Source organism: Bradyrhizobium sp. Y36, assembly GCF_002531575.1.
In the GTDB taxonomy this organism is placed as follows: Bacteria; Pseudomonadota; Alphaproteobacteria; order Rhizobiales; family Xanthobacteraceae; genus Bradyrhizobium.
Genome location: NZ_NWTI01000002.1, coordinates 504,364 through 525,656, shown reverse-complemented (window position 1 = coordinate 525,656; position 21,293 = coordinate 504,364). Strand labels below are relative to the sequence as shown.

The following is a 21,293-nucleotide window of genomic DNA, read 5'->3' as shown; positions in this document are numbered from 1 at the left end:
ACTAAGGAGCAGACCATGCGCGCCGTCGTCATTCACGCCCCGAAAGACCTGCGGATCGACAGCTATCCCGATCCGGCGCCCGGCCCGGGCGAGGTCCGCGTCAAGATCGCAAATGGCGGCATCTGTGGCTCCGACCTGCACTACTACCACCACGGCGGCTTCGGCGTCGTGCGCATACAGCAGCCGATGGCGCTGGGGCACGAGATCGCCGGCGTCGTGGCTGATGTCGGCGACGGCGTCAGCAGCGTGAAGGCTGGCACGCGCGTGGCGGTCAATCCGAGCAAGCCGTGCGGGCACTGCCAGCATTGCCAGGAGGGCATGCGCAACCAGTGCCTCGACATGCGCTTCCTCGGCAGCGCGATGCGCTTTCCCCATGTGCAAGGCGGCTTTCGCGAGTTCATCACGGTCGACGCCTCGCAGGCGGTGCCGATCGCCGACAGGCTGTCGCTGGCGGAAGCTGCGGTCGCCGAGCCGCTGGCGGTGTGCCTGCATGCCGGCAAGCAGGCCGGCCCCCTGCTCGGCAAGCGCGTGCTGATCACCGGCTGCGGCCCGATCGGTGCGCTGATGATTCTGGTCTCGCGCTTCGGCGGTGCATCCGAGATCGTGGTGACGGATGTGGCCGAAGCGCCGCTCGCGGTCGCCAGGAAGCTCGGCGCGGCGCATGCCATCAACGTCGCGACCCATGCTTCGGCGCTCGACCCGTGGCGTGCCGGCAAGGGCGTGTTCGACACCCTGTTCGAAGCCTCCGGCAACCAGGCCGCGATCCGCACCGCGCTCGACGTGCTCCGCCCCGGCGCGACGCTGGTCCAGCTCGGACTCGGCGGCGAGATGACGCTGCCGATCAACTCCATCGTCGCCAAGGAATTGCAGCTCCGCGGCACCTTCCGCTTCGATCCCGAGTTCGAGCTGGCGGTGCGGCTGATGGGCGAAGGCCTGATCGACGTGAAGCCGCTGATCACGGCCGCCATGCCGTTCGAGAACGCGGTCGCCGCCTTCGAGCTCGCCAGCGACCGCTCGCAGTCGATGAAGGTTCAGCTCACCTTTTAGCCGCGTCAGCGGCCTGCTGACTCTCGATCAGCCGGTCACTGACCAGGCGAACCGCGCCGCGCTTCCAGGAATAGTCGGCGCCCATGCGCAGGCCGCTGTCGCCGCGCGCCAGCACCGCGCCGGTGCTGGCATCGCGCAGCTGGAAGCCGAGCGTATATTCGGTGCGGCTGACCCGCCGCACCACGCCGATCAGCGATTGATCCGCGCCGAGCTTTTTCGCGATCGCAGCCTCGCAACCGCCGCAGTCCCGCAAGCCGCCCGCCGTCGCCGCCTCCCGGCCGACCGCGACGATCCGGTAGCGGCCGGACTGGCCAAGCACGTCACGCACACTCCCGGTGGTCTCGGCGAGGTATGACGCATCTGAAGCGGCCAAGGTGCTCCCTGATGCCGCCGTCATGTCCTCGAGCTCGAAATCAAACACGGCGAGCGCGACCGGCACAGGCATGCCGAGCGCTGCGATGACCTCGCGGGCGAGGAACGCTTCGGCGCGGTCCCAGGCCTCGTCGTTGTCGCCGCGGAATGTGTAGAGCTTCTCGAACAGGACCTTCCTGGCCGCGGTATCGATCACGGCGACGCGCGCCCATTGCACCAGCGTGCTCGTTTTCTGGACGCCGCCGACGACCTTGAATTTCGCATCGTCCTGCCCGGCGGGCGTGAGCTGATAGCGCTTGTCCGCCCCGACATCCCGCCGCAGCGCGACCATGAATGCGCCCAGCCGCTTCTCGTGGACGGCGGTCTGGTCGACCGGCTCGCCGGACGTGTCCAGATACTGGAAATCCTCGATCGACACGCCGACCGGTGCTGCGGCCGCCGCCTCGGTCCCCGCGCCGGCAGGCCGGACACCCACGAGGACAGCCAGGAGAAAAGCAGGGAGGATCAACCGGGACAGGTGCATGAGCAGGGCCTCGCTGGATCGAGCGGCTCGCAAATCTCGGTGGCAGCCCGCGGCCCTGCAACGGGGACGATCCCGGCGCGCGCCGGGAAAATTTCACGCCATTGCACTGCGGTAACGCGTAGCGCTTTCCGCCGCTGGCGTTCTGCCGTTTAATGCGGAGGCGACAAACCCGTTCGCGCAAGGCACCCTTCGTATGCGGAACCGCCCCAAATTCGATCTCAAGGTCCGGCTGACGTTGCGCGTGGCCGCGATCACGGCCGCCTGCTTCGCCGCAATCTCCGCCTATTTTCTGATCGCCGCCGACCGCGAGGCCCATGCGCGCCTCGACGGCATCGCCGCGATCGTGGCGAAGTCGCTGGAGCTGCAGCAAGGCAAGATCCAGTGGGCGGCCAGCCCGCGCGACTTTCCCAACCTCGACCCCGTCGCCGCCTATGTGATGACCCCGGGCCTTTGTCTGGCGTTCCGTGGCGAGAGCGGCGAGATGCTGCAGCGGTTCTGCAGCGGTGCGCCTGCCCCGGCGAGCCCGCCGCCGCAGGCCTTTACGGCCTTCTATCGCAGCCTGTTCGACCCCGGCCGCGAGGCGGCACGGCCTGTGATCGTGCGCGGCACCAGGCTCGGCGAGACCGTGGTCTCGGTCGATCCGGCGGTGCAGACGGCGGAGGCCTGGCACGAGGCCGGCCGCCTGATGATCGCGCTTGCGATCGCGCTGCCGCTGTTGTGCCTCTTGGTCTACGCCGCGCTGGCGCGCGCGCTGCGCCCGACCCGCCTGATCTGCACCGGTCTCGAGCGGATCGCGGCCAACGACCTCTCGGCACGGCTGCCGCCATTCGATCTCGCCGAACTCTCCGCGATCCGCGACGGCTTCAACCATCTCGCCGAAAGCCTCGACACCGCGCTTGCCGAACGCAGCGAGCTGACGCGCAAGCTGATCGCGCTGCAGGACGACGAGCGCCGCCATCTCGCACGCGAGCTGCACGACGAGTTCGGCCAGTCGCTGGCCGCGATCCGCGCGCTGGCCTCGTCCGCCCGCCAGACCGCCGTGCAGGACTGCCCTGCTCTGTTGTCGGAATGTGACGGCATCGCGCGGACCGCGACGGGCATGATGGAGACGCTGCGCGGCGCGCTGTTCCGGCTGCGCCCGCCCGATGTCGAGGAGCTCGGCCTCGTTGCCAGCCTCGAAGGCCTGGTCGCGGGCTGGAACGGCCGCAGCCGCGGCGAGACGCGTTTCACGATCCAGTTCGACGGCGCCTTCGCGAGCCTGCCCGCCGCGATCAGCGCCAATCTCTACCGCATCGTGCAGGAGGCGCTGACCAATGCCGCCAAGCACGCCGGCGCCACCAGGGTCGGCCTGCAATTGACGATGGCCGCGGACCAGATCGCCCTCGCCATCGACGACGACGGCCGGCCGAGCGATGCCGCGGGCAAATCCGGTATGGGCCTGCTCGGCATGCGCGAGCGCGTCGCGGCCTTGCGCGGCCGGATGAGCTTCGAGGTCGATCCCCACGGCGGCTCGGCGCTGCGCGTGGTCATTCCGCTCGCCGCCGGCGAGCGGCAGCTGCTGGAGCATGCGGCATGAGCGCGGCCGATGCGTCCATCCTGCTGGTCGACGACCATTCGGTGGTCCGCGAGGGTTATCGTTCCGTGCTGCAGAAGCAGCCCGGCCTTCGCGTCGTCGCCGAGGCCGCCGACGGCGCGGAGGCCTACCGGCTGTACAAATCCGAGGCGCCCGATCTCGTCATCATGGATCTGAGCATGCCCGGCATCGGCGGCATCGAGGCCGTCCGGCGCATCAGGCAATGGGACAAGGGCGCAAGGATCCTCATCTTCACCATGCACCAGAATGCGGGCTTTGCCGTGCAGGCGATCCGCGCCGGCGCCAGGGGTTACGTCACCAAGACGAGCCCGCCCGAGACGCTGGTGCGGGCGGTGATGGACGTGCTCGCCGGCAAGATCGCGATCAGCCCCGACATCGACCACGAGCTGGCGCTGAGCCGGCTCGGCGGCGAGAGCTCGGCCGCCGACGTCCTCACCGCGCGTGAGTTCGAGGTGCTGCGGCTGCTGCTCGCCGAGAGGACGACGGACGAGATCGCCGAAACACTGCATGTCAGCCCGAAGACGGTGGCGAACCTGCACTCCCTGATCAAGGACAAGCTCGGCGTCGGCTCCGACATCGAGCTGGTCCGCCTCGCCTTGCGCCAGGGACTGTTGACGGAGCCGGATCTCGGCGAGGCGTGATCATCGCCTGCCGCTAGGGCGCAAGCTTCGTTCCGTCAGGCGCAAATGCCTCGACCGTGTCGCCGATCACAAATGACATCATGTCGCGACCGACGAGCAGAGGTCCCTTGTAGCCTGTACGCGTGCGCAGGATTAGCGGCTCCTCCGGAATGTCAGGCACGGGCTTCACGGTGCCGAACACGATGTGGGAGTAAACCGCAAGCTTCGGTTTGGCGGCCGCGAAGATCTGGCCCGCCTCTTCCGGCGACGTGTGGTGCGCCTGAACGTCCTTGTAGACCGGGCTCTTGATCAACAACTCCGGCTCGATGACCGCGACCTCGTGGATCAGCAGATCGGCCCCCTCCGCCGCCTTCGCCACCCGCTCGTCATACTTGGTGTCGCCGGACAGCACCACCTTGTGGCCGCCATACTCAACGACGTAACCGAACGACGGCTTGATCTTCTCGCCGTGATTGACCTCGATCGCGGTGACTTTGACGCCATTGTTGTCGTAGACCGGCCCGGCCTCGATATCCTTTGCGGCAAATTTGATCGTCTCGGGATCGAGGTGCTCGTCATCGATACGAATGCGGATGTCGTCGGCAAAGGCCTTCGTCAGATTCTCCGTCATCGCGACTGTGCCCTTGGGCCCGTAGAGCTTCATCGGTCCCTTGCGGGATGCCCACGGCGTGGCGAGCCAGCCGGTCAACCACATGTCGGGAAGACCGACGAGGTGGTCGGAATGCATGTGGGTGATGAAATTTGCGGTGATCGCGCCGAGCGGGATCTTCAGTCTGTAGAGCTGCATGGTCGAGCCGCGGCCGAGGTCGAACAGCAGCTTCTCGTTCCCCGCCTCCACCAGCGTCGAGGCGCTGAAGCTGGTCGGCCGCGGGGTCGGCACGCCGGTGCCGAGCAGCGTCACCTTGACCGGTTCGGCCGAGGCAGCCGTCGTCAGCGCGAGCAGCGCGAAGCCTGCCCGCAAAACAGTCTTGAGCATAGTATCCTTCCCTGATCGTCAGATTCTTGTCGCGTGGCCGCCGATCATTCGCGCGCGATCACCTGGTCCAGCCATGCGCAGTTCAGCGGCGGCACGCGCGGGTCGGCGACACGCACACCGCGGGCGGCTGCATCCATCCGCATGTCGCGCAAGCGCTTGCGCTGTTCCTCCGGCATGTGGAGCCGTTCGTGGCCCCAGAGCGACGGGCCATCAAAGGTCTCGTGCGGCTGCCAGGTCTGGGGATCGATGATGCGCCCGCCCCAGCCGTATTCGATGAAGAAGCCGGACGGCGTGTTCACGTAGAACGACGTCATATGGTCGTTGGTATGCCGGCCCAGCGTATAGACGACGCGGCCATCTTCGAGCTGCGCGAGGTCATAGCCCTGCCCGACATCGTCGAGGCTGCCGAGCTCCACCATGAAATGATGCATCGCCTTCCGCCCCGAGCCGACCATGGCAAAGGAATGGTGGCGGCCGTTGACGTGGAAGAAATAGAGCCCGTAAGGCTTGAGTCCGAAGTCCGAGACGTGGAAGCCGAGCACGTCGCGGTAGAACGGCAATAGTGGCTCGACGTCCTCGACGTTGAGCACGACGTGCCCCATGCCGAGCGCGCCGGTGCGGAAACCCGAGATTGGCCGACCCGGCTTGAACGGCTCGCTCGCAAGCTCCGGCTTGCAGAACGCCTCGAGGCGGTTGCCGGCGGGGTCGGCGAACGTGATCAGCTCGGCCACATGGCGTTCATCGGCCAGCGCGCGCGCGCCGCGTGTGACCTTGACGCCGTGGTTTTCCAGCCGGGCCGCCAGCTGATCCAGCTCAACGGTCGATGCGACCTCCCAGCCCATCACCGCCAGCCCGGCGTCGCTGCTGCCGTCGACGATCAGCCGCTGCTTGCGATCGTCCATGCGGAAGGCGCGCGTCTTGCCGCCGCGATCAACCTGCTGCATGCCGAGCAGCCCCGTCGCCATCTGCCCCCACTGGTCGAGCTGCGATGAATTGATTCCGATATAACCGAGCGCAGTGATTTCCATCGACGACCTCCCGAAGGCATCGCGTGTGCCGCAATACGGCAAACTTGATACCGGCCGCGCGCGATCCTACGGTAGCCTTCCGCAATCGCTTCGCGTTCGCAACGATAATCGCGGGACCGTGCGCCACAAGGGAGGAAATGCGAAGTGTCCAAGGAGCGGACGGGCAAGGCTGCGCCCCGGCAGTCGGAAGGCGTTCGTGCCTTCAAGCGCGGGCTCGACGTGCTGCGCGAGGTCAACCGCTCCGGCGGCATCCGCGCCGGCGACGTTGCCCGCGCCCTCGACCTGCCCCGGCCCACCGTCTACCGCCTGCTCGAAACCCTCGAGGAACTCGGCTATATCGCCCGCAGCGCCAGCGACGACCGTTTTCGCGTCACCCGGCGCGCGCTGAGCCTCGGCGACGGCTACGATCCCGGCGTGGTGATCTGCCAGGCGGCGGCGCCTTATCTCGCCGAGCTCAGCAAGACCCTGGTCTGGCCGGTCGATCTCTCCACTTACGAGAACGCCGCGATGGTCGTGCAGGAGACCACCCACGCGCGCAGCCCGCTCTCGATCGACCGCGGCATGATCGGCAAGCGCCTGCCAATGCTGCGCACCTCCGCAGGCCGCGCCTATCTCGCCGCCTGCTCCGCGCACGAGCGCGACCTCATCGTCAATCATCTCCGTCGCATCGACGAGGCCGACGACCGCCCGTTCCTCGACGCAGCCCATCTCGATCGCATGATCACCGAGACGCAGGCGCGCGGCTACGCCATCCGCAGCGAGGGCGAGTACAATCCCAAGACGGCTTCGATTGCCGTCCCCATTGTGCGGGACGGAGCCGTATTCGGCTGCATCTCCATCATCTGGATTCGCTCGGCGCTGGGGCTCGACGAGGCCATCGCCAGCTTCGTCGATCCGATACGCAGCGCCGCAGCAGCCATCGACGTCGGCGCCTGACTCCAAGCCTCACGCTGGTTACGGGTGCGACAACGGCGCCCGCCGGCAGCTACGCGCGCGTCACCCGGACCGGGAGCGACGCCAGACCGCGCAGCACGTTGTTGAGCGCGAGCACGGGCTCGCCAAGCTCGAAACCGGCGACGCGTTCAACGAGCCCTTCCAGCAGCGCCGTCATCTCCAGCCGGGCCAGATGCAGGCCTGCGCACATATGCGTGCCGTTGCCGAAACCGAGATGATCGTTGGCGCGGCGTTTCACGTCGAACCGCTCGGGATCCTGCCATTTTCGCTCGTCGCGGTTGGCCGAGGCGTAGAGCAGCAGCAGCCGGCTGTCGCGCGGGACGGCCAGATCGCCGATCGTGGCATCCGCCACGAGGTGTCGCGTGAAGCCACGGACCGGCGATTCCAGCCGCAACGCCTCGTTGATCGCGTTAGGGATCAGGGCGGGATCGTTGCGGACGAGCTCCCATTGGTCGGGATGCCGACCGAACAGCAGGATGAGGTTGGCCGTTGCGAAGATGGTCGTATCAAGGCTCGGTCCGAGATAATCCCGCATCAACACCGGACAGCGCTCAGCCTCGACCTCGCCCCGATCCGCCGCTGCGAATATCCGGTCACCCCAACTGCCGGGCCGCAGCCGCGTCCTGATCTCCTCGCCGCCGAGATAGGCTCGCATTTCCTGAACGTCTTTCAGCGCCGCGCACGCCCTTGCATTCATGCCGCCCAGCACGTTGAAGGTCGCCGCAGCCCATCGCAACATGCTGCCGCGGCCGTAATCCTCCAGACCCACGAGCTTGGAGACGATCGTCAGGGGAAGATACTGAGCCAGGTCGGTGACCGCGTCGAACTCGCCTCGGGCGACGAGATCGTCGATCAGCAGGCCGGCCTCCGCCCGGATCTGCGGTGCGATGTCCTGCAGCGCCCGCGGCAGCAAGGGGGCCGCGATGATCGCACGCAGCCGATCGTGCAGGGGCGCATCGCTCGCCAGCGTCGTGCCTCGCGAGATCTCGTTGACGTGATCGTTCGCGGCGACCCCGTGGGCCGACGAGAACAATGCTGGATTCCGCAACGCTGCACGGACGTCGTCGAACCGCGCGACCGCATGGAGCCCGTTTCGAGGCAGCCAGACCACGGCGCCCAGTTCGCGCAAGGCGCGATAATGCGGGTATGGGTCACGCAAGACCTCGTCGCTGTAGAGATCGACGTCATAGACCGGTTGTCCGGGAGCGGCCGTCATCCTCTCTTCTCCGAATCCGCCAAGAGCACGCCCGCCCGCCTCAAGCGCACGGCTCAGGGCACGGCCACCCATTCGCCCTTCTCGAGCCGGCCGAGCGTCAGCGCGCTCTGGTCGAGGCCGGTGTGGTCGTTGGGACCGTAATTGTAGACGCCGCGCGAGCCGGCGACGCCCTTGAGCCCCTCGATGGCGCTCCGAAGTCCTTCCCGGAACTCAGCGGTCCCGGGCTCTCCTGACTTGAGCGCCACCGGCGCGGCGCGCGCGATGAGGAGCAGCGCGTCATAGGCGGAGCCCGCAAAGATGTTGCGGCTTCCAGCGCCAAATTTGGCCTCGTAGCGGCGAATGAATTCCAGCGCCGCTTGCTTGGCGGGATGCTCATCCGGCAACGAGGCCGCCCCGACAGCCGGGCTCAGCGGCACGAAGATCCCTTCGCCCTGAGCGCCGGTCAACTTGCGGAAATCCCCGAAGGTCGCACCGAGAGTGCCGTACACCTTGCCCGCATATCCCTTTTCGCGAAGTTGAAGCAGCGGCAGCGCCGCGGGCGCGCCGGAGGCGGCAACGAGGACGGCGTCGGGATTGGCGGCGAGGATCTTGAGGACCTGGCCACTGACGCTGGTGTCCGTCCGTGCATATTTCTCGTCGGCAACAAGCTTGATGCCGTTGGCCGCAGACATGTCCGCGCCGACCTTGCTCCAGGCATCGCCGTAGGAATCGCCAAAGCCGATCAGGGCGAGCGTCTTGACGCCGTTCGTCTTCATGTGCGCGAACAACGGCGTCGCCTCGTGGTCGTCGTTGGTGGTCGTCTTGAAGATCCAACGCTTGCGCGCATCGACCGGCGCGACCAGCGCGTTGACGGGCGCGAGAGTGATCACCGGAACATGGTACTCGACTGCCGGATCGATCACGGCAAAGGATCCCGGCGTCGTGGTCGGACCGACGAGAATATCAATCTGGCTGCCCTGGAACAGTTTCCGCAGCGCGGCGACCGCCGCGGTGCTGTCCGAGGCTTCGTCGAGAAACAGATAGTTGACCTTGTGGCCCGCAATCTCGGTCGCACCGAAGCTGGTCCCGTTGCGCTCGGCATTCCCGATCGCCGCCGCAGGGCCGGTGGCAGACAGCAGGATTCCGACGTTGATGTCTGCGGCCTGAGCCGGCATGACCAACAGTCGGATCGCAAGCAACGCCGCTCCCGCGTATTTCAGCATCGTCGTTCCTCCGCGGCTGCCTCGACCGACAACCTGCACTTTTTTTCCTGCACCTAAGTAGCCAGGCCGAACCTGTCCGAAACAGCGCAATTGCCGAAATGTCCGGCTGGCGGACAGGATGGGTGTGCAGCCCCGTCGTCGTCCGCTGGGCGGACACTTGGCGCGGCGGCGTTGAACGGATGGCATGGCTTGGGGAAGAGATGGCCGCATGCAAGATAAATCCACCTTCGACGAGTTCGACGTCGTGATCGTCGGCCGCGGCCCGGTCGGGGCCACGCTGGCCAACCTGCTCGGCCTGTGCGGCGTGAAGACGCTGGTGCTGGAGCGCGAGGCGCGGACCTATCATCTGCCGCGGGCGGTGCATTTCGACGACGAGTGCATGCGGGTGTTCCAGACCGTCGGCCTCGCCGACGCGATCCTGCCGCACGTCATCCTCAGCCCCGGCATGCTGTTTCTGGATGCCAACGGCAAGATGCTGCTGGACTGGTCGCGGCCGCAGACCCCCACGCCGATGGGCTGGAATCTCAGCTATCGCTTCCACCAGCCGGATCTGGAGGATGTCCTGATCGGCGGTCTCAGCCGCTTTCCCAGCGTCGTCCTGCGCAACCGCTGCGACGTGTTCGCGCTCGACCAGGACGAGCATGGCGTGCGCGTCCGCTACGAAGACCTCTCGAATGGACAGCTCACCGAAGTCCGCGCTGCTTACGTGATTGGCTGCGACGGCGCCCGCTCGCTGGTCCGCCGCTTCATCGGCTCCGGCATGGACGATCTCGGCTTCCACGAGCGCTGGCTGGTAATCGACGTGCTGCTCAAGCGCGCGCGCGACGATCTCGGCGACTACAGTCTCCAGCACTGCGATCCCCGGCGGCCGGCGACCTATGTGCGCGGCACCGGCACGCGGCGACGCTGGGAGATCACGGTTCTCCCGGACGAGGATTCTCAGCAGATCGCGCAACCGCCCAAGGTCTGGGACCTGCTGTCGCGCTGGATCACGCCCGAGGATGCCGAGCTCGAACGCGCTGCGGTCTACACCTTTCATTCCGTCATCGCACGGCAATGGCGGAACGGACGATTGCTGCTCGCGGGCGATTCCGCGCACCAGACCCCGCCCTTCCTCGGCCAGGGCATGTGCGCCGGGATCCGCGATGCCGCAAACCTCGCCTGGAAGCTCGCTGCGGTCATCCGGGGCGGCGCCGCACCCGGTCTGCTCGACACCTACCAGAGCGAGCGCCTGCCGCATGTCCGCGAATTCATCGAGCTCGCCATCCGTCTCGGCGGCGTGATCAACACCAAGGCGATCGAAGCGGGCCTTGCCGCCGGCCAAGCCCGCGAGAATGCTCCGGTGAAGCTCGAGGTGATGAAACCCCTGCTCGGCCCGGGGCTCGCGCTCGGCGATCTGCCCCTGGCCGGACATCTCGCGCCGCAATTCGCGCTGACGGACGGACGCCGCAGTGACGACCGGATCGGTTACCGCCACGTGCTGCTCGTCGCGCATGCGACGACGGACTCATCGCATCCCGCGCTGGCGCAAGCCGGAATCAAACTGCTGACCAGCGACGATGCCGGGGGCATCGGCGACTGGCTCCGCGAGCACGGCATCATCGCCGCACTGGTCCGCCCCGACCGCTACGTGCGCGGCACCGCCCGTAACGAGACCGAACTCGACCGGCTCATCGCCACCCTCTTGCCTCCAACCCCCGTGCCGTCCGCGGCCTGACCGAACCCTTCTCAAGGACATATCATGAAGCTGCTTTCTTTCGTCGCCGACGGCCGCGCCTCTTTCGGCGCCGTCAAGGACAATGGCGTGGTCGATCTCGGCGCGCGCATGGCGCCCTGCACCACGCTGCGGCAGTTGCTCGAGGCCGGCCGTCTTGCCGAGGCCGCGAAGCTCGCCGCGTCCGCAGCCGCCGATCATCCGCTCGACCGGATCAGCTTCGCCCCCGTGATCCCCGATCCCGGCAAGATCATCTGCGTCGGCCTGAACTACCGCGACCACGTCGCCGAAACCGGGCGCACCGTTACCGAGAAGCCGGCGCTGTTCGTTCGCTTCCCCTGCAGCCAGGTCGGCCATCTCCAGCCGATCGTGAAACCGAAGGTGAGCGACGATTTCGATTATGAAGGCGAGCTCGCGCTCGTCATCGGCAAGGCGGGCCGGCACATCCCGGCGAGCCGTGCGCTCGACCACATCGCCGGCTATGCCTGCTACAACGAGGGCAGCATCCGCGATTGGCAGCGCCACACCAGCCAGTTCCTCTCCGGCAAGACTTTTGCGGAAGGCGGCAGCTTCGGCCCGTGGCTGGTGACGGCGGACGAAATTCCGGACCCGTCGAAGCTCACCTTGCAGACGCGGCTCAACGGCGCCGTGGTGCAGGACACCACCACCGACCTGCTGATCACGGGCATCCCCGAGCTGATCGCCTACATTTCGACGATCTGCCCGCTCGTGCCCGGCGACGTCATCGTCACCGGCACACCCGGCGGCGTCGGCGCCAAGCGCACGCCGCCGCTGTGGATGCGCCCGGGCGACACCGTCGAGGTCGAGATCTCCGGCATCGGCACCTTGCGCAACACGGTCATCGCCGAGCCGGCCTGAGTCAAAGCGATCCCAAAAAGGGACGGATCCGGCATCGAGGGGAAGGAAACAACATGCATCGCTTTGCGGGCGCGTTCGCCGTGACGGCGGCGATCCTGGCGACCACGATCGCCCAGGCCCAGGTTTCGGACGACCAGGTCAAGATCGGCGTTTTGTCGGACATGACGGGGCCCTCCTCGACACCAACCGGTCAGGGCTCGGTGACAGCGGCGCAAATGGCCGTCGACGATTTCGGCGGCAGCGTGTTGGGCAAGCCGATCAAGCTGATCGTCGGAGACCATCAGATCAAGCCGGACATCGGCGCTGCCATCGCGCGGCGATGGTACGACACCGAACAGGTCGACCTCATCGTGGACGTTCCGGTGTCGGCGGTGGGGCTCGCGGCGCAGACGGTCGCGAGCGAGAAGAAGAAGCTGCTGATCGTGACCGCGACCGGAACGGCAGACTTTCACGGCAAGTTCTGCTCCCCCTACACCATGCAATGGGTATTCGACACGCACGCGCTCGCCGTCGGCACGGCGCAGGAAGTGGTCAAGCGCGGCGGCGATACCTGGTACTTCCTCACCGACGATATTGCGTTCGGCCACGCGCTGGAACGTGACGCCACCGCCGTGATCAAGCGCGAGGGCGGCAAAGTGCTGGGCTCGGCGCGGCCGCCATTCGGCACCACCGACATGTCGTCATTCGTGCTTCAGGCGCAGGCCTCGAAAGCGAAGATCATCGGAATAGCCGGCGGCCCGCCGAACAATGTGAACGAGATCAAGACCGGCGGCGAATTCGGCCTCTTCCAGGGCGGACAGCAGATGGCCGCTCTGCTTGCGCTGATCACGGACATCGACGCGCTTGGATTGCAAAGCGCGCAAGGCCTGCTGCTGACGACCGCCTTCTACTGGGACATGGACGACCAGACGCGGGCCTGGTCAAAGCGCTTCTTCTCCAGGATGCAGCGCATGCCCACCATGTGGCAGGCGGGCGTCTATTCCGCGGTCACACACTATCTCAATGCCGTCAAGGCAGCCGGGACCGACGATCCCGGTCAAGTCGCGAGCAGGATGCGCGATACGCCGATCGACGACTTCTTCGCGCACGGCGGCAAGCTGCGGGCCGACGGCCTCATGGTGCACGATCTCTGGCTTGCTCAGGTCAAAGCTCCCACGGAATCGAAATACCCCTGGGACTACTACAAGATCCTGACACGGATTCCCGGCGAGCAGGCCTTCGGCCCCGTGGACCCCGCCTGCAAGATCGTCAACTAGGCTTGCTTCACCGCGCCTTCGTCCACTGCGGCAATAGCCGCGTACCCGCCCCCATCAAGATCGAAACACGCCATGGCCGCCAACCGCACGACATCCATCACGACGTTGCTACTCACTCTCATTCTCGCGAACCCGCCTGCACATGCCCAGATCAAGGGCGATGCCATCCGCATCGGCGTGCTCACCGACATGAACGGCGTGTTCGCAACCGCGATGGGCCCAGGCTCGGTCGAGGCGGCGCGGATGGCCGCGGAGGAGTTCGGCGGCAGGATCAACGGCAAGCCGATCGAGATCCTGCAGGCCGATCACCAGAACAAGCCGGATCTTGCGGCATCGCTCGCGCGAAAGTGGTTCAGCGAAGGTGTCCAGGCGATCGCCGACGGGGGCAGCTCCGGCGCCGCCCTCGCCGTGCAGGAGCTCGTCCGCGGCAACGGAAAGATCTTCCTCGTCTCCGGCGCCGGCGCAAATCAGCTCACCGATGAAGCCTGCGCGCCGACCAGCGTGCAGTGGACCCAGGACGCCTATTCCACCGCGACCGCCGTGGTCTCGGGCATCATGCAAACCAGCAAGGAGCCGTGGTTCTTCATCACCGGCGACTATGCCTTCGGCCATTCGATCGAAGCGACGGCGCGCGAGCGTATCGCCGCGCTCGGCGGCAAGGTCGCCGGCAGCGTCAAGGCGCAGCTCGGCACGCCCGACTATTCTTCTTTCCTGCTCCAGGCCCAGTCCTCGGGCGCGAAGATCCTCGCCATCAACGTCGCCGGCGACAACACCACCGCGATCAAGCAGGCCGAAGAATTCGGCCTTGCCGACCAGGGCATCAAGATCGTCCCGATGTCGTTCCAGAACGTCGATATCCATTCCGTCGGCTTGAAGGCAACCCGCGGCGACCTCATCGTCACCTCGTTCTTCGAGGACGTCTCGCCGGCCGCGCGAAAATTCTCCGACGCCTTCTATGCGCGCCGCAAGGCCATGCCCTCGCAGATCCAGGCCGGCGTCTACTCCGCCGTGCGCCATTATCTGCAGGCGATCAAGGACAGCGATTCCGACGACGGCGCAACCGTGATGGCGAAGATGAAGGCGACGCCGGTGTCGGACGCCTACACGCCCAATGGCCGCATCCGCGAGGACCAGCGCATGGTGCACGACCTCTATCTCGTGCAGGTCAAGACGCCCGAGGAATCCAGGGGACCGTGGGATTTCGTCAAGCTGGTCGCGACGATCCCGCCCGACCAGGCCTTCCGTCCGCTCGACCGCAGCAAATGCGGTTTGGTGGGGAAGTAATCAGGCCAGATACTGCGCCAGATAGCCTTCCATCGCATAGAGCGCGCAGAGCGCCAGGCTCGACCAGACTGCGGCGCTGAAATACAGGAACATCCAGGTCAGCTCGCCCTTCCAATGCGCGATGTCGTGGGTCACCACCCAGCGCGTCGAGACGTCATGGAGGCCTTCGAGGAAGCCGAGAAAGGTGTTGCCTTCGGCGTGCCCTGCCCGCCAGCGGCTGAGATACATCGGCACGTCGACGGTGACGAGGAAGGCGAGGAAGCAGGCGATGCCGACGATGCCCGCGATCAGCGCCCAGCGCACCACGCCCTGGAATTCCGGCATCAGGCGGCACAATGCGATGCCGGCCAGGAAGAAGGTCACCGCCCACAGCGAGTTCTCGATCGCGTTGAAGAGGAAGTTGGTCGTCACCACCGCGTACCAGGAGAAACACTCCGCGATGATGATGATGGGCACGATCAAGAGCGCGATGTTCACCGCGGTCTCCGCGCCCGTCATCTTGCCGAGCTGGTGCAGGATGATGGCCCATTGCGCGACGAAGCAGAGCTCGGCCACGGTCGCCACCGTGCGGCCGACCACGACGCTCGACAGCCAGGTGTCGAACAGGCAGATGCGCTGCACGTCGGCGCGCGGCAGCACCGAGCGGAACGCGCAGCCGAACACGTAGCCGGCGCACAGCAGGAACATCAGGCCGATGTCCGAGCCGCCGCCGTGACTGCCCGCAACCGTCGGATAGAACTCGCGGTACAGCATGAACCAGACGAGGACATTGGCCGCGCTGACGAGCGTCAGGGAGCCCCACCACCACGCGAGGGGATTTGACCGCGCCTGCCACTGCAACATGAACCGCTCCGCTGTAATCGATCTGACATTTCGCCGTAACAATCCTGTCACAACACACCAGGAAATCGCGACAAAAATCCGTGTGGTCGGTCGTTTCGCTGCGCGGCCCACAGCAAAATGCTTCCCTTAAGTGCGTCCACATATTGGACAATTGCCCGCCTATTTGTGAATCTAATGGACAATCCTCTGCGGTTCGTCCGAATATGACGACATGGCTCGCCCTCCATCCAGATCGCCTCACCCCACGTCCGCCGCAGCAGTCCTCGCGGAAAGTGCTGACGATGCGGCCTTCGCCACGACGCTGGCCAAAGGTCTCGTGGTGCTCGAAGCCTTCAGGGCGGGCAGCACGTTGCTCGGCAACATGGAGCTGTCGACGCTGACCGGCATCCCGCGACCGACGGTGGCGCGGCTGACGCACACGCTCGCGGAACTCGGCTACCTCCGCTACGACCCCTCCCGAGCGAAGTATCTGGTCGGCGCGCGCGCCCTGCGGCTGGCGCACCCGCTGCTTGCCGACCTGCAATTCCGCCAGTTCGCGCGGCCCATGATGCAGGAGCTGGCGCAGAGCGTCCGCGGCACCGTCTCGATCGGACTGCTGGATGCGACGTCGATGATCTATGTGGAGACGGCGCGGTCCGGCGATGTCGGCCCGCACGCCCCCGACATCGGCATGCCCATTCCGGTCGTGATGACGGCCATGGGCCGCGCCGCGGCATCGACGTTGCCGCAAGCCGACGCGACGCGGCTGGAGCGGCGCATCGCCGCGGAAGATTCCGAGCTCTGGTCGGCCTTCCAGGACAAATACCGCGCCGGCCTTGCCCAATGCGTCAGCCGCGGCTTCTGCACCTGCTGGGGCGAGTACATGGCCTCGATCCACGCCGTCGCCGCGCCGCTGTTCCACGCCGCCGAAACCAGGCAATCGTTCTCGATCAATTGCGGGATTCCTGCTTTCCGGCTGCAGCCGGGGCAGCTGGAGAGTGAGATCGGTCCGCGCCTTGCGGCGCTGGCCGACAGCATCCGCGCCATCGTCGGACAGACGGCACCCGCGCTGCCCGCGCGCAAGACCAAGAAGATCAACACCGGGACGTGAGATGGCTGGGCCGCTGGACGGTTTGAGAGTTCTCGACATCGCGACCATCATCGCCGCGCCCTTTGCCGCGACGCTGCTCGCCGACTATGGCGCCGAGGTGCTCAAGGTCGAGATGCCCGGGACCGGCGACGGGGTGCGCTCGTTCCCTCCGTTCAAGGACGGCAAGCCGCTGTGGTGGAAGGCCGCCAACCGCAACAAGAAGTTCGCCACGCTCGATCTGCGCACGCCCGAGGGACTTGCGCTGTTCAAGCAGCTGCTGCCCCGCTTCGACGTGCTGATCGAGAATTTCCGGCCCGGCACGCTCGACCGCTGGGGCCTTTCGAAGGAAGTGCTGTGGTCGATCCAGCCGCGCCTCGTGATCCTGCGCGCCACCGCCTTCGGGCAGGATGGCCCCTATCGCGAGCGACCCGGATTTGCCCGCATCTTCGAGGCCATGGGCGGGCTCACCTACATCACGGGGGAAAGCGATGGCGAGCCGACCCATCCGGGCTACCCGATCGGGGATTCGATCGGCGGCCTGTTCGGCGCCGTCGGTGTGCTCGCGGCGCTGTGGAAACGGGCGCGCGATCCCGACGCGCCCGGCGAGGAGATCGATCTTTCGCTCACCGAGGCCACCTTCCGCCTGCTCGACGTGCTCGCCATCGAGCACGATCAGCTCGGCGTGGTGCGCAGCCGGATCGGCAATGCCAACGGCTATTCGGCGCCGGCCGCCGTGTTCCGCACCAGCGACGATCACTGGGTGACGCTGGCAGGGTCGACCAACGCGCTCTTTGCCGCGAACTGCCGGGCGATCGAACGCCCCGACCTGATCGACGATCCGCGCTTCGCCAGCAACGACCGGAGGGTCAAGCACGCTTCCGAGCTCAACGACATCTTCGCCGGTTGGTGCGCTGCGCATCCCCTCGACGAGGTCCTCGCCAGATTCAATGCCGCGCAGGGAACGCTCGCCCCGATCTATGCGATCGACCAGATCGCCGGCGACCCGCAAATGAAGGCGCGCGAGGTCATCACGCGCGTTGCCGACCGCGATTTCGGCACGGTTGCGATGGCCAATGTCGTGCCGCGCTTCACCAATGATCCCGCGCGATTGCGTCACGCCGCGGGCGATATCGGCCAGGACAACGACGAAGTCTTCCGGAATTGGCTCGGCCTTTCGGACCAGGAGATCGAACAGCTCACCGAGCGAAAGGTGATCTGAACCAACAACAAGAAGACCAACGAAAAGGGAGGAAGAAGATCGTGGCATCGCTTGAAGTCACGCGACGAACCCTGCTGGGCACCGTTGCAGGCGGCCTGGCCGCCATCGCCGGCCTGTCGGCACGCGCCGAGGATGCATGGCCCTCGCGCCTGGTGCGGCTGATCTCGCCCTACGGGCCCGGCGGCTCGAACGACATCTCTCTGCGCCTGCTGGCCGAAGAGTTCGGCCGCAGCCTTCATCAGCAATTCATCGTCGAGAACAAGCCCGGCGCCGGCACCCGCATCGCCAACGACATGGTCGCCCATGCACAGGGCGACGGCTACACCATCCTCTACGTCGCGGCGCCCTACGCCACCGCCGAGGCGCTGTTCGGCAAGCTGACCTACGACCGCAAGGATTTGCAGCCGGTCGCAATGGCGGTGATCGCGCCGCTATTTCTCATCATCAGCGCCGACGCGCCGTTCAAGACGCTGCCCGAGCTGATCGCCTACGGTAAATCAAAACCGGATGGGCTGACCTTTGCCTCGCCCGGCGCCGGCTCGCAACCGCACCTGGCCGGCGAACTGCTGTTCCGCGACGCCGGCGTCAAGGGTCTCAACATTCCGTTCCGGGGCGATGCCGCATCCTATACCGAGCTGCTCGCCGGCCGCGTCGATGCCACGCTGACGGCGCTGCCGACCGCCCTGCCCTACATCCAGAGCGGCAAGTTCATCGTGCTCGGGGTCGCCTCACCCGAACGCAGCGCGCTCTATCCGCAGGCGCCCACCTTGCGCGAGCAAGGCTTCCCCAACGTCGCTGCCGCCGGCTGGTACGGCTTCATGGCGCCGTCCGCGACGCCGCGCCCGATCGTCGACAAGCTACAGGCCGAAATCCTGCGCGCGCTCGCCGAGCCGGCGATCAAGGACAAGCTGACCGCGCAAGGCCTCGAAGTGCGCGCCGGCAATGCCGCCGAGTTCGGCCAGTTCATCGACGCCGAGACGCAGAAATGGACCAAGCTGATCCGCGATGCCGGGCTCAAGGGCGAATGAACGTTTGCGAACAGGGAATGAAAATGAAAAACCGTCTTCTCGAACGCGCCGCGGCCTCTGCGCTCGCTCTGGCGCTGTTGATCGTACCAGCCCACGCGCAGAAGAAATACGATTCCGGCGCCTCCGACAGCGCGATCAAGGTCGGGCAGACCGTGCCGCTCAGCGGTCCCGCCTCGGCCTATGCCGTGATCGGCAAGACCCAGGCGGCCTACATGAAGATGATCAACGACCAGGGCGGCGTGAACGGCCGCAAGGTCGAGCTGATCCAGTATGACGATGCCTATTCGCCGCCGAAAACCGTGGAGCAGACCCGCAAGCTGGTCGAGAGCGACGAGGTGCTGCTGACGTTCCAGATCATCGGCACCGCGCCGAACGTCGCCGTGCAGAAATATCTCAATGCCAAGAAGATCCCGCAGCTCTTCGCCGCCACCGGCGCGGCGCGCTTCACCGACCCGAAGAACTTTCCCTGGACCATGGGCTTCAACCCCTCCTACCTCGTCGAGGGGCGGATCTACGCGCAGTACCTGTTGAAGAACCACCCGAACGCGAAGATCGGCGTGCTCTACCAGAATGACGACCTCGGCAAGGACTATCTCGCCGGGCTCAAGGCGGGCCTCGGCGACAAGGCGAAGATGATCGTGGCCGAGACCTCCTATGAGATCACCGAACCGACCATCGATTCGCAGATCCTGCGGTTGAAGGACGCCGGCGCCGACGTGCTGTTCAGCGCCACGACGCCGAAACAGGCGGCGCAGGCGATCAAGAAGGTTGCCGAGATCGGCTGGAAGGCGCTGCACATCATCGACATCAACGCCTCCTCCCTCAGCGCCGTGCTGAAGCCGGCGGGGCTGGACAATTCCAAGGGCGTCATCAGCGTCGGCTACGTCAAGGACGCCGCCGATCCCGAATGGAAGGACGATCCCGGCATGAAGCGCTATCTCGCCTTCATGGCGAAATACTATCCCGACGGCGACAAGGATTCGAACCTGAACGTCTATGGCTACATCACCGCCCAGCTGCTGGTGCAGGTGCTGAAGCAATGCGGCGACGATCTGACCCGCGAGAACGTGATGCGGCAAGCCACCAGCCTGAAGGACGTCGTGCTCGATCTCACCCTTCCCGGGATCTCGGTCACGACCACGCCGACCGACTATCGCGTCAACAAGCAGTTCCAGATGGTGCAGTTCGACGGCCAGCGCTGGCAGAAGCTCGGAGACATCGTGACGGACGAGGCGAAGGAGTGAGTTTGCGGGTTAGGCGCCGGTCCCACTCCTCTCGTCATGGCCGGGCTTGTCCCGGCCATCCACGCCCGACCGCGCAGCACGAAGAACGTGGATGCCCGGGCCTTCGCCTCGCCGAAGCGGCTTCGGCCACGCAGGCGGGACAAGCCCGGACATGACGACCAAGACCTTGGCTTACCGCTTCAAGCCCGCCACATAGGCCGCCAGCTTGTCCAGCGTCTGGTAGCCGTATTCGACGGCGCCGAAGCCGATCATGCCGTCGCGCTGCTCGGTGCTCGAGGCCAGCTGGCGCATCATCAGCACGGTCTTGCCGTTGCTCTGCTCGGCAAAGGTGACCGTGAAGCGGAACATGCCGGGGTCTTCGTCCTGGTCGACGCCGTGGTCCATCTCCATCAAGGAGGGCCGCTCGATGCGGCGGAAGCGCATGCGGTTCGGATAGACCGTGCCGTCGGGACCGATCATGTTGAAGCGCCAGACGCCGCCGACGCGAACGTCGATCTCGAAGGTCTCGACCTTGAACCCTTTCGGCCCGAACCATTGCGGCAGATGCTTCGGGTCGGACCACGCCTCGAACACCAGATCGCGCGGTGCGTCGATCACGCGCGACATCACGATCTCGCGGTCGAGCGACCATTGCGACAGGGCGGGATTGGCAGAACTCGTCATCGTCAAGAACCTTTCTTCCTGGTTGTGCGAGACGGCCGTTTGGCGGCCGCCTGCTCCTTCTCTTTCTTGAGCTTCATCACATAGGCTTCGAACCGGTCGAGCCGCGCCTCCCAGATCGCACGCTGCTGCTGGAACCAGTCTTCCGCGCCGAGCAGCGCGTCCGGACTGAGGCGGCAGGTGCGCACGCGACCGGATTTCTCGGACTGAACGAGCCCGCTCGTCTCGAGCACGTGGATGTGTTTCATGAAGCTCGGCAGCGCCATGGCGAAGGGATCGGCGAGCTCGCCGACAGAGGCCTCGCCGGCACACAATCGCATCACGATAGCCCGTCGCGTGGGATCGGCGAGTGCTGCGAAAACCTGATCAAGAGGGGTCAATTGGTTAGCCATGTAGCTAACTATACACGCCGGGTGACGGTCGTCAACAATTGTTAGCCGAATAGCTAAGTTAAAGTGGAGAGCGCGGTAGCTCGGATGGAACCCACAACGCGCAATCGTGAATTGGGACCTCGTGCCCCTCCCGCTAAAGAATGTCCGGGGGC

General features: G+C 66.0%; 20 protein-coding genes. 12 read left to right on the top strand and 8 right to left on the bottom strand.

From position 1 onward, the window contains the following. The first annotated feature begins 15 nt into the window (after nucleotides 1–15). Nucleotides 16–1,047 carry an L-idonate 5-dehydrogenase gene (locus tag CO669_RS06115; RefSeq protein ID WP_097658833.1) on the top strand — a complete coding sequence of 344 codons (1,032 nt, stop codon included), beginning with the start codon at nucleotides 16–18 and terminating at the stop codon, nucleotides 1,045–1,047. Here CO669_RS06115 and CO669_RS06110 read toward each other — a convergent pair. Next, the gene (locus CO669_RS06110; protein WP_097658832.1) at nucleotides 1,037–1,942 is read right to left on the bottom strand and encodes a DUF3280 domain-containing protein; all 906 of its coding nucleotides are present in this window, start codon (nucleotides 1,940–1,942) and stop codon (nucleotides 1,037–1,039) included. The genes CO669_RS06115 and CO669_RS06110 overlap by 11 nt on opposite strands. Nucleotides 1,943–2,135: 193 nt before the next feature. Between CO669_RS06110 and CO669_RS06105 the strand changes: the two genes are divergently transcribed. Then, the gene (locus CO669_RS06105; RefSeq protein WP_097658831.1) at nucleotides 2,136–3,518 is read left to right on the top strand and encodes a sensor histidine kinase; all 1,383 of its coding nucleotides are present in this window, start codon (nucleotides 2,136–2,138) and stop codon (nucleotides 3,516–3,518) included. Continuing rightward, nucleotides 3,515–4,177: a response regulator gene (locus tag CO669_RS06100; RefSeq protein WP_097658830.1), complete on the top strand. Its 663-nt coding sequence runs from the start codon at nucleotides 3,515–3,517 to the stop codon at nucleotides 4,175–4,177. The genes CO669_RS06105 and CO669_RS06100 overlap by 4 nt, the downstream gene beginning before the upstream one ends. Nucleotides 4,178–4,190: 13 nt before the next feature. Here the strand turns inward: CO669_RS06100 and CO669_RS06095 are convergent, their stop codons facing one another. Both CO669_RS06095 and CO669_RS06090 read right to left on the bottom strand, forming a co-directional pair. Continuing rightward, a complete protein-coding gene (locus CO669_RS06095) occupies nucleotides 4,191–5,153 on the bottom strand; it encodes an MBL fold metallo-hydrolase (RefSeq protein WP_097658829.1) in 963 nt (320 codons plus the stop codon). 44 nt (nucleotides 5,154–5,197) lie between these two features. Next, nucleotides 5,198–6,181 carry a VOC family protein gene (locus tag CO669_RS06090; protein ID WP_198963861.1) on the bottom strand — a complete coding sequence of 328 codons (984 nt, stop codon included), beginning with the start codon at nucleotides 6,179–6,181 and terminating at the stop codon, nucleotides 5,198–5,200. A gap of 144 nt (nucleotides 6,182–6,325) precedes the next feature. Here CO669_RS06090 and CO669_RS06085 point away from each other — a divergent pair, with 144 nt between their 5' ends. Beyond that, nucleotides 6,326–7,117: a DNA-binding transcriptional regulator gene (locus CO669_RS06085; RefSeq protein ID WP_097658828.1), complete on the top strand. Its 792-nt coding sequence runs from the start codon at nucleotides 6,326–6,328 to the stop codon at nucleotides 7,115–7,117. A 49-nt stretch (nucleotides 7,118–7,166) separates the two neighbouring features. On the opposite strand, the gene CO669_RS06080 is transcribed toward CO669_RS06085, so the two are convergent. Both CO669_RS06080 and CO669_RS06075 read right to left on the bottom strand, forming a co-directional pair. Continuing rightward, a complete protein-coding gene (locus CO669_RS06080; protein ID WP_097658827.1) occupies nucleotides 7,167–8,351 on the bottom strand; it encodes a cytochrome P450 in 1,185 nt (394 codons plus the stop codon). A 53-nt stretch (nucleotides 8,352–8,404) separates the two neighbouring features. Next, nucleotides 8,405–9,553 carry an ABC transporter substrate-binding protein gene (locus CO669_RS06075; RefSeq protein ID WP_097658826.1) on the bottom strand — a complete coding sequence of 383 codons (1,149 nt, stop codon included), beginning with the start codon at nucleotides 9,551–9,553 and terminating at the stop codon, nucleotides 8,405–8,407. A gap of 208 nt (nucleotides 9,554–9,761) precedes the next feature. On the opposite strand from CO669_RS06075, the gene mhpA reads away from it, so the two are divergent. The 4 genes from mhpA (at nucleotide 9,762) to CO669_RS06055 (ending at nucleotide 14,686) form a co-directional block, all read left to right on the top strand. Further along, nucleotides 9,762–11,270, top strand: coding sequence for a bifunctional 3-(3-hydroxy-phenyl)propionate/3-hydroxycinnamic acid hydroxylase MhpA (gene mhpA / locus CO669_RS06070; protein ID WP_097658825.1), 1,509 nt, complete (start codon nucleotides 9,762–9,764; stop codon nucleotides 11,268–11,270). A gap of 24 nt (nucleotides 11,271–11,294) precedes the next feature. Beyond that, on the top strand, nucleotides 11,295–12,146 hold the full coding sequence (locus CO669_RS06065; RefSeq protein ID WP_097658824.1) for a fumarylacetoacetate hydrolase family protein: 852 nt from the start codon (nucleotides 11,295–11,297) through the stop codon (nucleotides 12,144–12,146). Nucleotides 12,147–12,199: 53 nt separating this feature from the next. Next, on the top strand, nucleotides 12,200–13,402 hold the full coding sequence (locus tag CO669_RS06060) for an ABC transporter substrate-binding protein (RefSeq protein WP_097658823.1): 1,203 nt from the start codon (nucleotides 12,200–12,202) through the stop codon (nucleotides 13,400–13,402). A 72-nt stretch (nucleotides 13,403–13,474) separates the two neighbouring features. Next, complete coding sequence (locus CO669_RS06055) at nucleotides 13,475–14,686, top strand: ABC transporter substrate-binding protein (protein ID WP_097658822.1); 1,212 nt, start codon at nucleotides 13,475–13,477, stop codon at nucleotides 14,684–14,686. On the opposite strand, the gene CO669_RS06050 is transcribed toward CO669_RS06055, so the two are convergent. Beyond that, entirely contained in the window at nucleotides 14,687–15,529 is an 843-nt protein-coding gene (locus CO669_RS06050; protein ID WP_097658821.1) for a hypothetical protein, read from the bottom strand. It abuts the gene before it with no gap. A gap of 211 nt (nucleotides 15,530–15,740) precedes the next feature. Between CO669_RS06050 and CO669_RS06045 the strand changes: the two genes are divergently transcribed. Genes CO669_RS06045 through CO669_RS06030 form a run of 4 tightly spaced genes read left to right on the top strand, consistent with a single transcriptional unit; the run spans nucleotide 15,741 to nucleotide 20,089 of the window. Beyond that, nucleotides 15,741–16,619, top strand: a complete 879-nt coding sequence (locus tag CO669_RS06045) for an IclR family transcriptional regulator (RefSeq protein ID WP_097658820.1) — start codon at nucleotides 15,741–15,743, stop codon at nucleotides 16,617–16,619. A gap of 1 nt (nucleotide 16,620) precedes the next feature. Then, nucleotides 16,621–17,817: a CaiB/BaiF CoA transferase family protein gene (locus CO669_RS06040; protein ID WP_097658819.1), complete on the top strand. Its 1,197-nt coding sequence runs from the start codon at nucleotides 16,621–16,623 to the stop codon at nucleotides 17,815–17,817. Nucleotides 17,818–17,858: 41 nt separating this feature from the next. Continuing rightward, nucleotides 17,859–18,845, top strand: a complete 987-nt coding sequence (locus tag CO669_RS06035; RefSeq protein WP_097658818.1) for a Bug family tripartite tricarboxylate transporter substrate binding protein — start codon at nucleotides 17,859–17,861, stop codon at nucleotides 18,843–18,845. Between the two features lie 23 nt (nucleotides 18,846–18,868). Beyond that, a complete protein-coding gene (locus CO669_RS06030) occupies nucleotides 18,869–20,089 on the top strand; it encodes an ABC transporter substrate-binding protein (protein ID WP_198963860.1) in 1,221 nt (406 codons plus the stop codon). A 171-nt stretch (nucleotides 20,090–20,260) separates the two neighbouring features. Here the strand turns inward: CO669_RS06030 and CO669_RS06025 are convergent, their stop codons facing one another. Continuing rightward, complete coding sequence (locus CO669_RS06025; RefSeq protein ID WP_097658816.1) at nucleotides 20,261–20,752, bottom strand: SRPBCC family protein; 492 nt, start codon at nucleotides 20,750–20,752, stop codon at nucleotides 20,261–20,263. Between the two features lie 2 nt (nucleotides 20,753–20,754). Then, nucleotides 20,755–21,141 carry an ArsR/SmtB family transcription factor gene (locus CO669_RS06020; protein WP_097658815.1) on the bottom strand — a complete coding sequence of 129 codons (387 nt, stop codon included), beginning with the start codon at nucleotides 21,139–21,141 and terminating at the stop codon, nucleotides 20,755–20,757. Nucleotides 21,142–21,293: the final 152 nt, after the last annotated feature.

Coding starts and splice junctions, on each gene's coding strand:
- CO669_RS06050 (WP_097658821.1), bottom strand. CDS start 15,529: ATGTTGCAGTGGCAGGCGCGGTCAAATCCCCTCGCGTGGTGGTGGGGC.
- CO669_RS06065 (WP_097658824.1), top strand. CDS start 11,295: ATGAAGCTGCTTTCTTTCGTCGCCGACGGCCGCGCCTCTTTCGGCGCC.
- CO669_RS06060 (WP_097658823.1), top strand. CDS start 12,200: ATGCATCGCTTTGCGGGCGCGTTCGCCGTGACGGCGGCGATCCTGGCG.
- CO669_RS06045 (WP_097658820.1), top strand. CDS start 15,741: ATGGCTCGCCCTCCATCCAGATCGCCTCACCCCACGTCCGCCGCAGCA.
- CO669_RS06040 (WP_097658819.1), top strand. CDS start 16,621: ATGGCTGGGCCGCTGGACGGTTTGAGAGTTCTCGACATCGCGACCATC.
- CO669_RS06110 (WP_097658832.1), bottom strand. CDS start 1,942: ATGCACCTGTCCCGGTTGATCCTCCCTGCTTTTCTCCTGGCTGTCCTC.
- CO669_RS06080 (WP_097658827.1), bottom strand. CDS start 8,351: ATGACGGCCGCTCCCGGACAACCGGTCTATGACGTCGATCTCTACAGC.
- CO669_RS06090 (WP_198963861.1), bottom strand. CDS start 6,181: ATGGAAATCACTGCGCTCGGTTATATCGGAATCAATTCATCGCAGCTC.
- CO669_RS06055 (WP_097658822.1), top strand. CDS start 13,475: ATGGCCGCCAACCGCACGACATCCATCACGACGTTGCTACTCACTCTC.
- CO669_RS06100 (WP_097658830.1), top strand. CDS start 3,515: ATGAGCGCGGCCGATGCGTCCATCCTGCTGGTCGACGACCATTCGGTG.
- CO669_RS06115 (WP_097658833.1), top strand. CDS start 16: ATGCGCGCCGTCGTCATTCACGCCCCGAAAGACCTGCGGATCGACAGC.
- CO669_RS06020 (WP_097658815.1), bottom strand. CDS start 21,141: ATGGCTAACCAATTGACCCCTCTTGATCAGGTTTTCGCAGCACTCGCC.
- CO669_RS06030 (WP_198963860.1), top strand. CDS start 18,869: ATGAAAAACCGTCTTCTCGAACGCGCCGCGGCCTCTGCGCTCGCTCTG.
- CO669_RS06105 (WP_097658831.1), top strand. CDS start 2,136: ATGCGGAACCGCCCCAAATTCGATCTCAAGGTCCGGCTGACGTTGCGC.
- CO669_RS06095 (WP_097658829.1), bottom strand. CDS start 5,153: ATGCTCAAGACTGTTTTGCGGGCAGGCTTCGCGCTGCTCGCGCTGACG.
- CO669_RS06025 (WP_097658816.1), bottom strand. CDS start 20,752: ATGACGAGTTCTGCCAATCCCGCCCTGTCGCAATGGTCGCTCGACCGC.
- CO669_RS06075 (WP_097658826.1), bottom strand. CDS start 9,553: ATGCTGAAATACGCGGGAGCGGCGTTGCTTGCGATCCGACTGTTGGTC.
- mhpA (WP_097658825.1), top strand. CDS start 9,762: ATGCAAGATAAATCCACCTTCGACGAGTTCGACGTCGTGATCGTCGGC.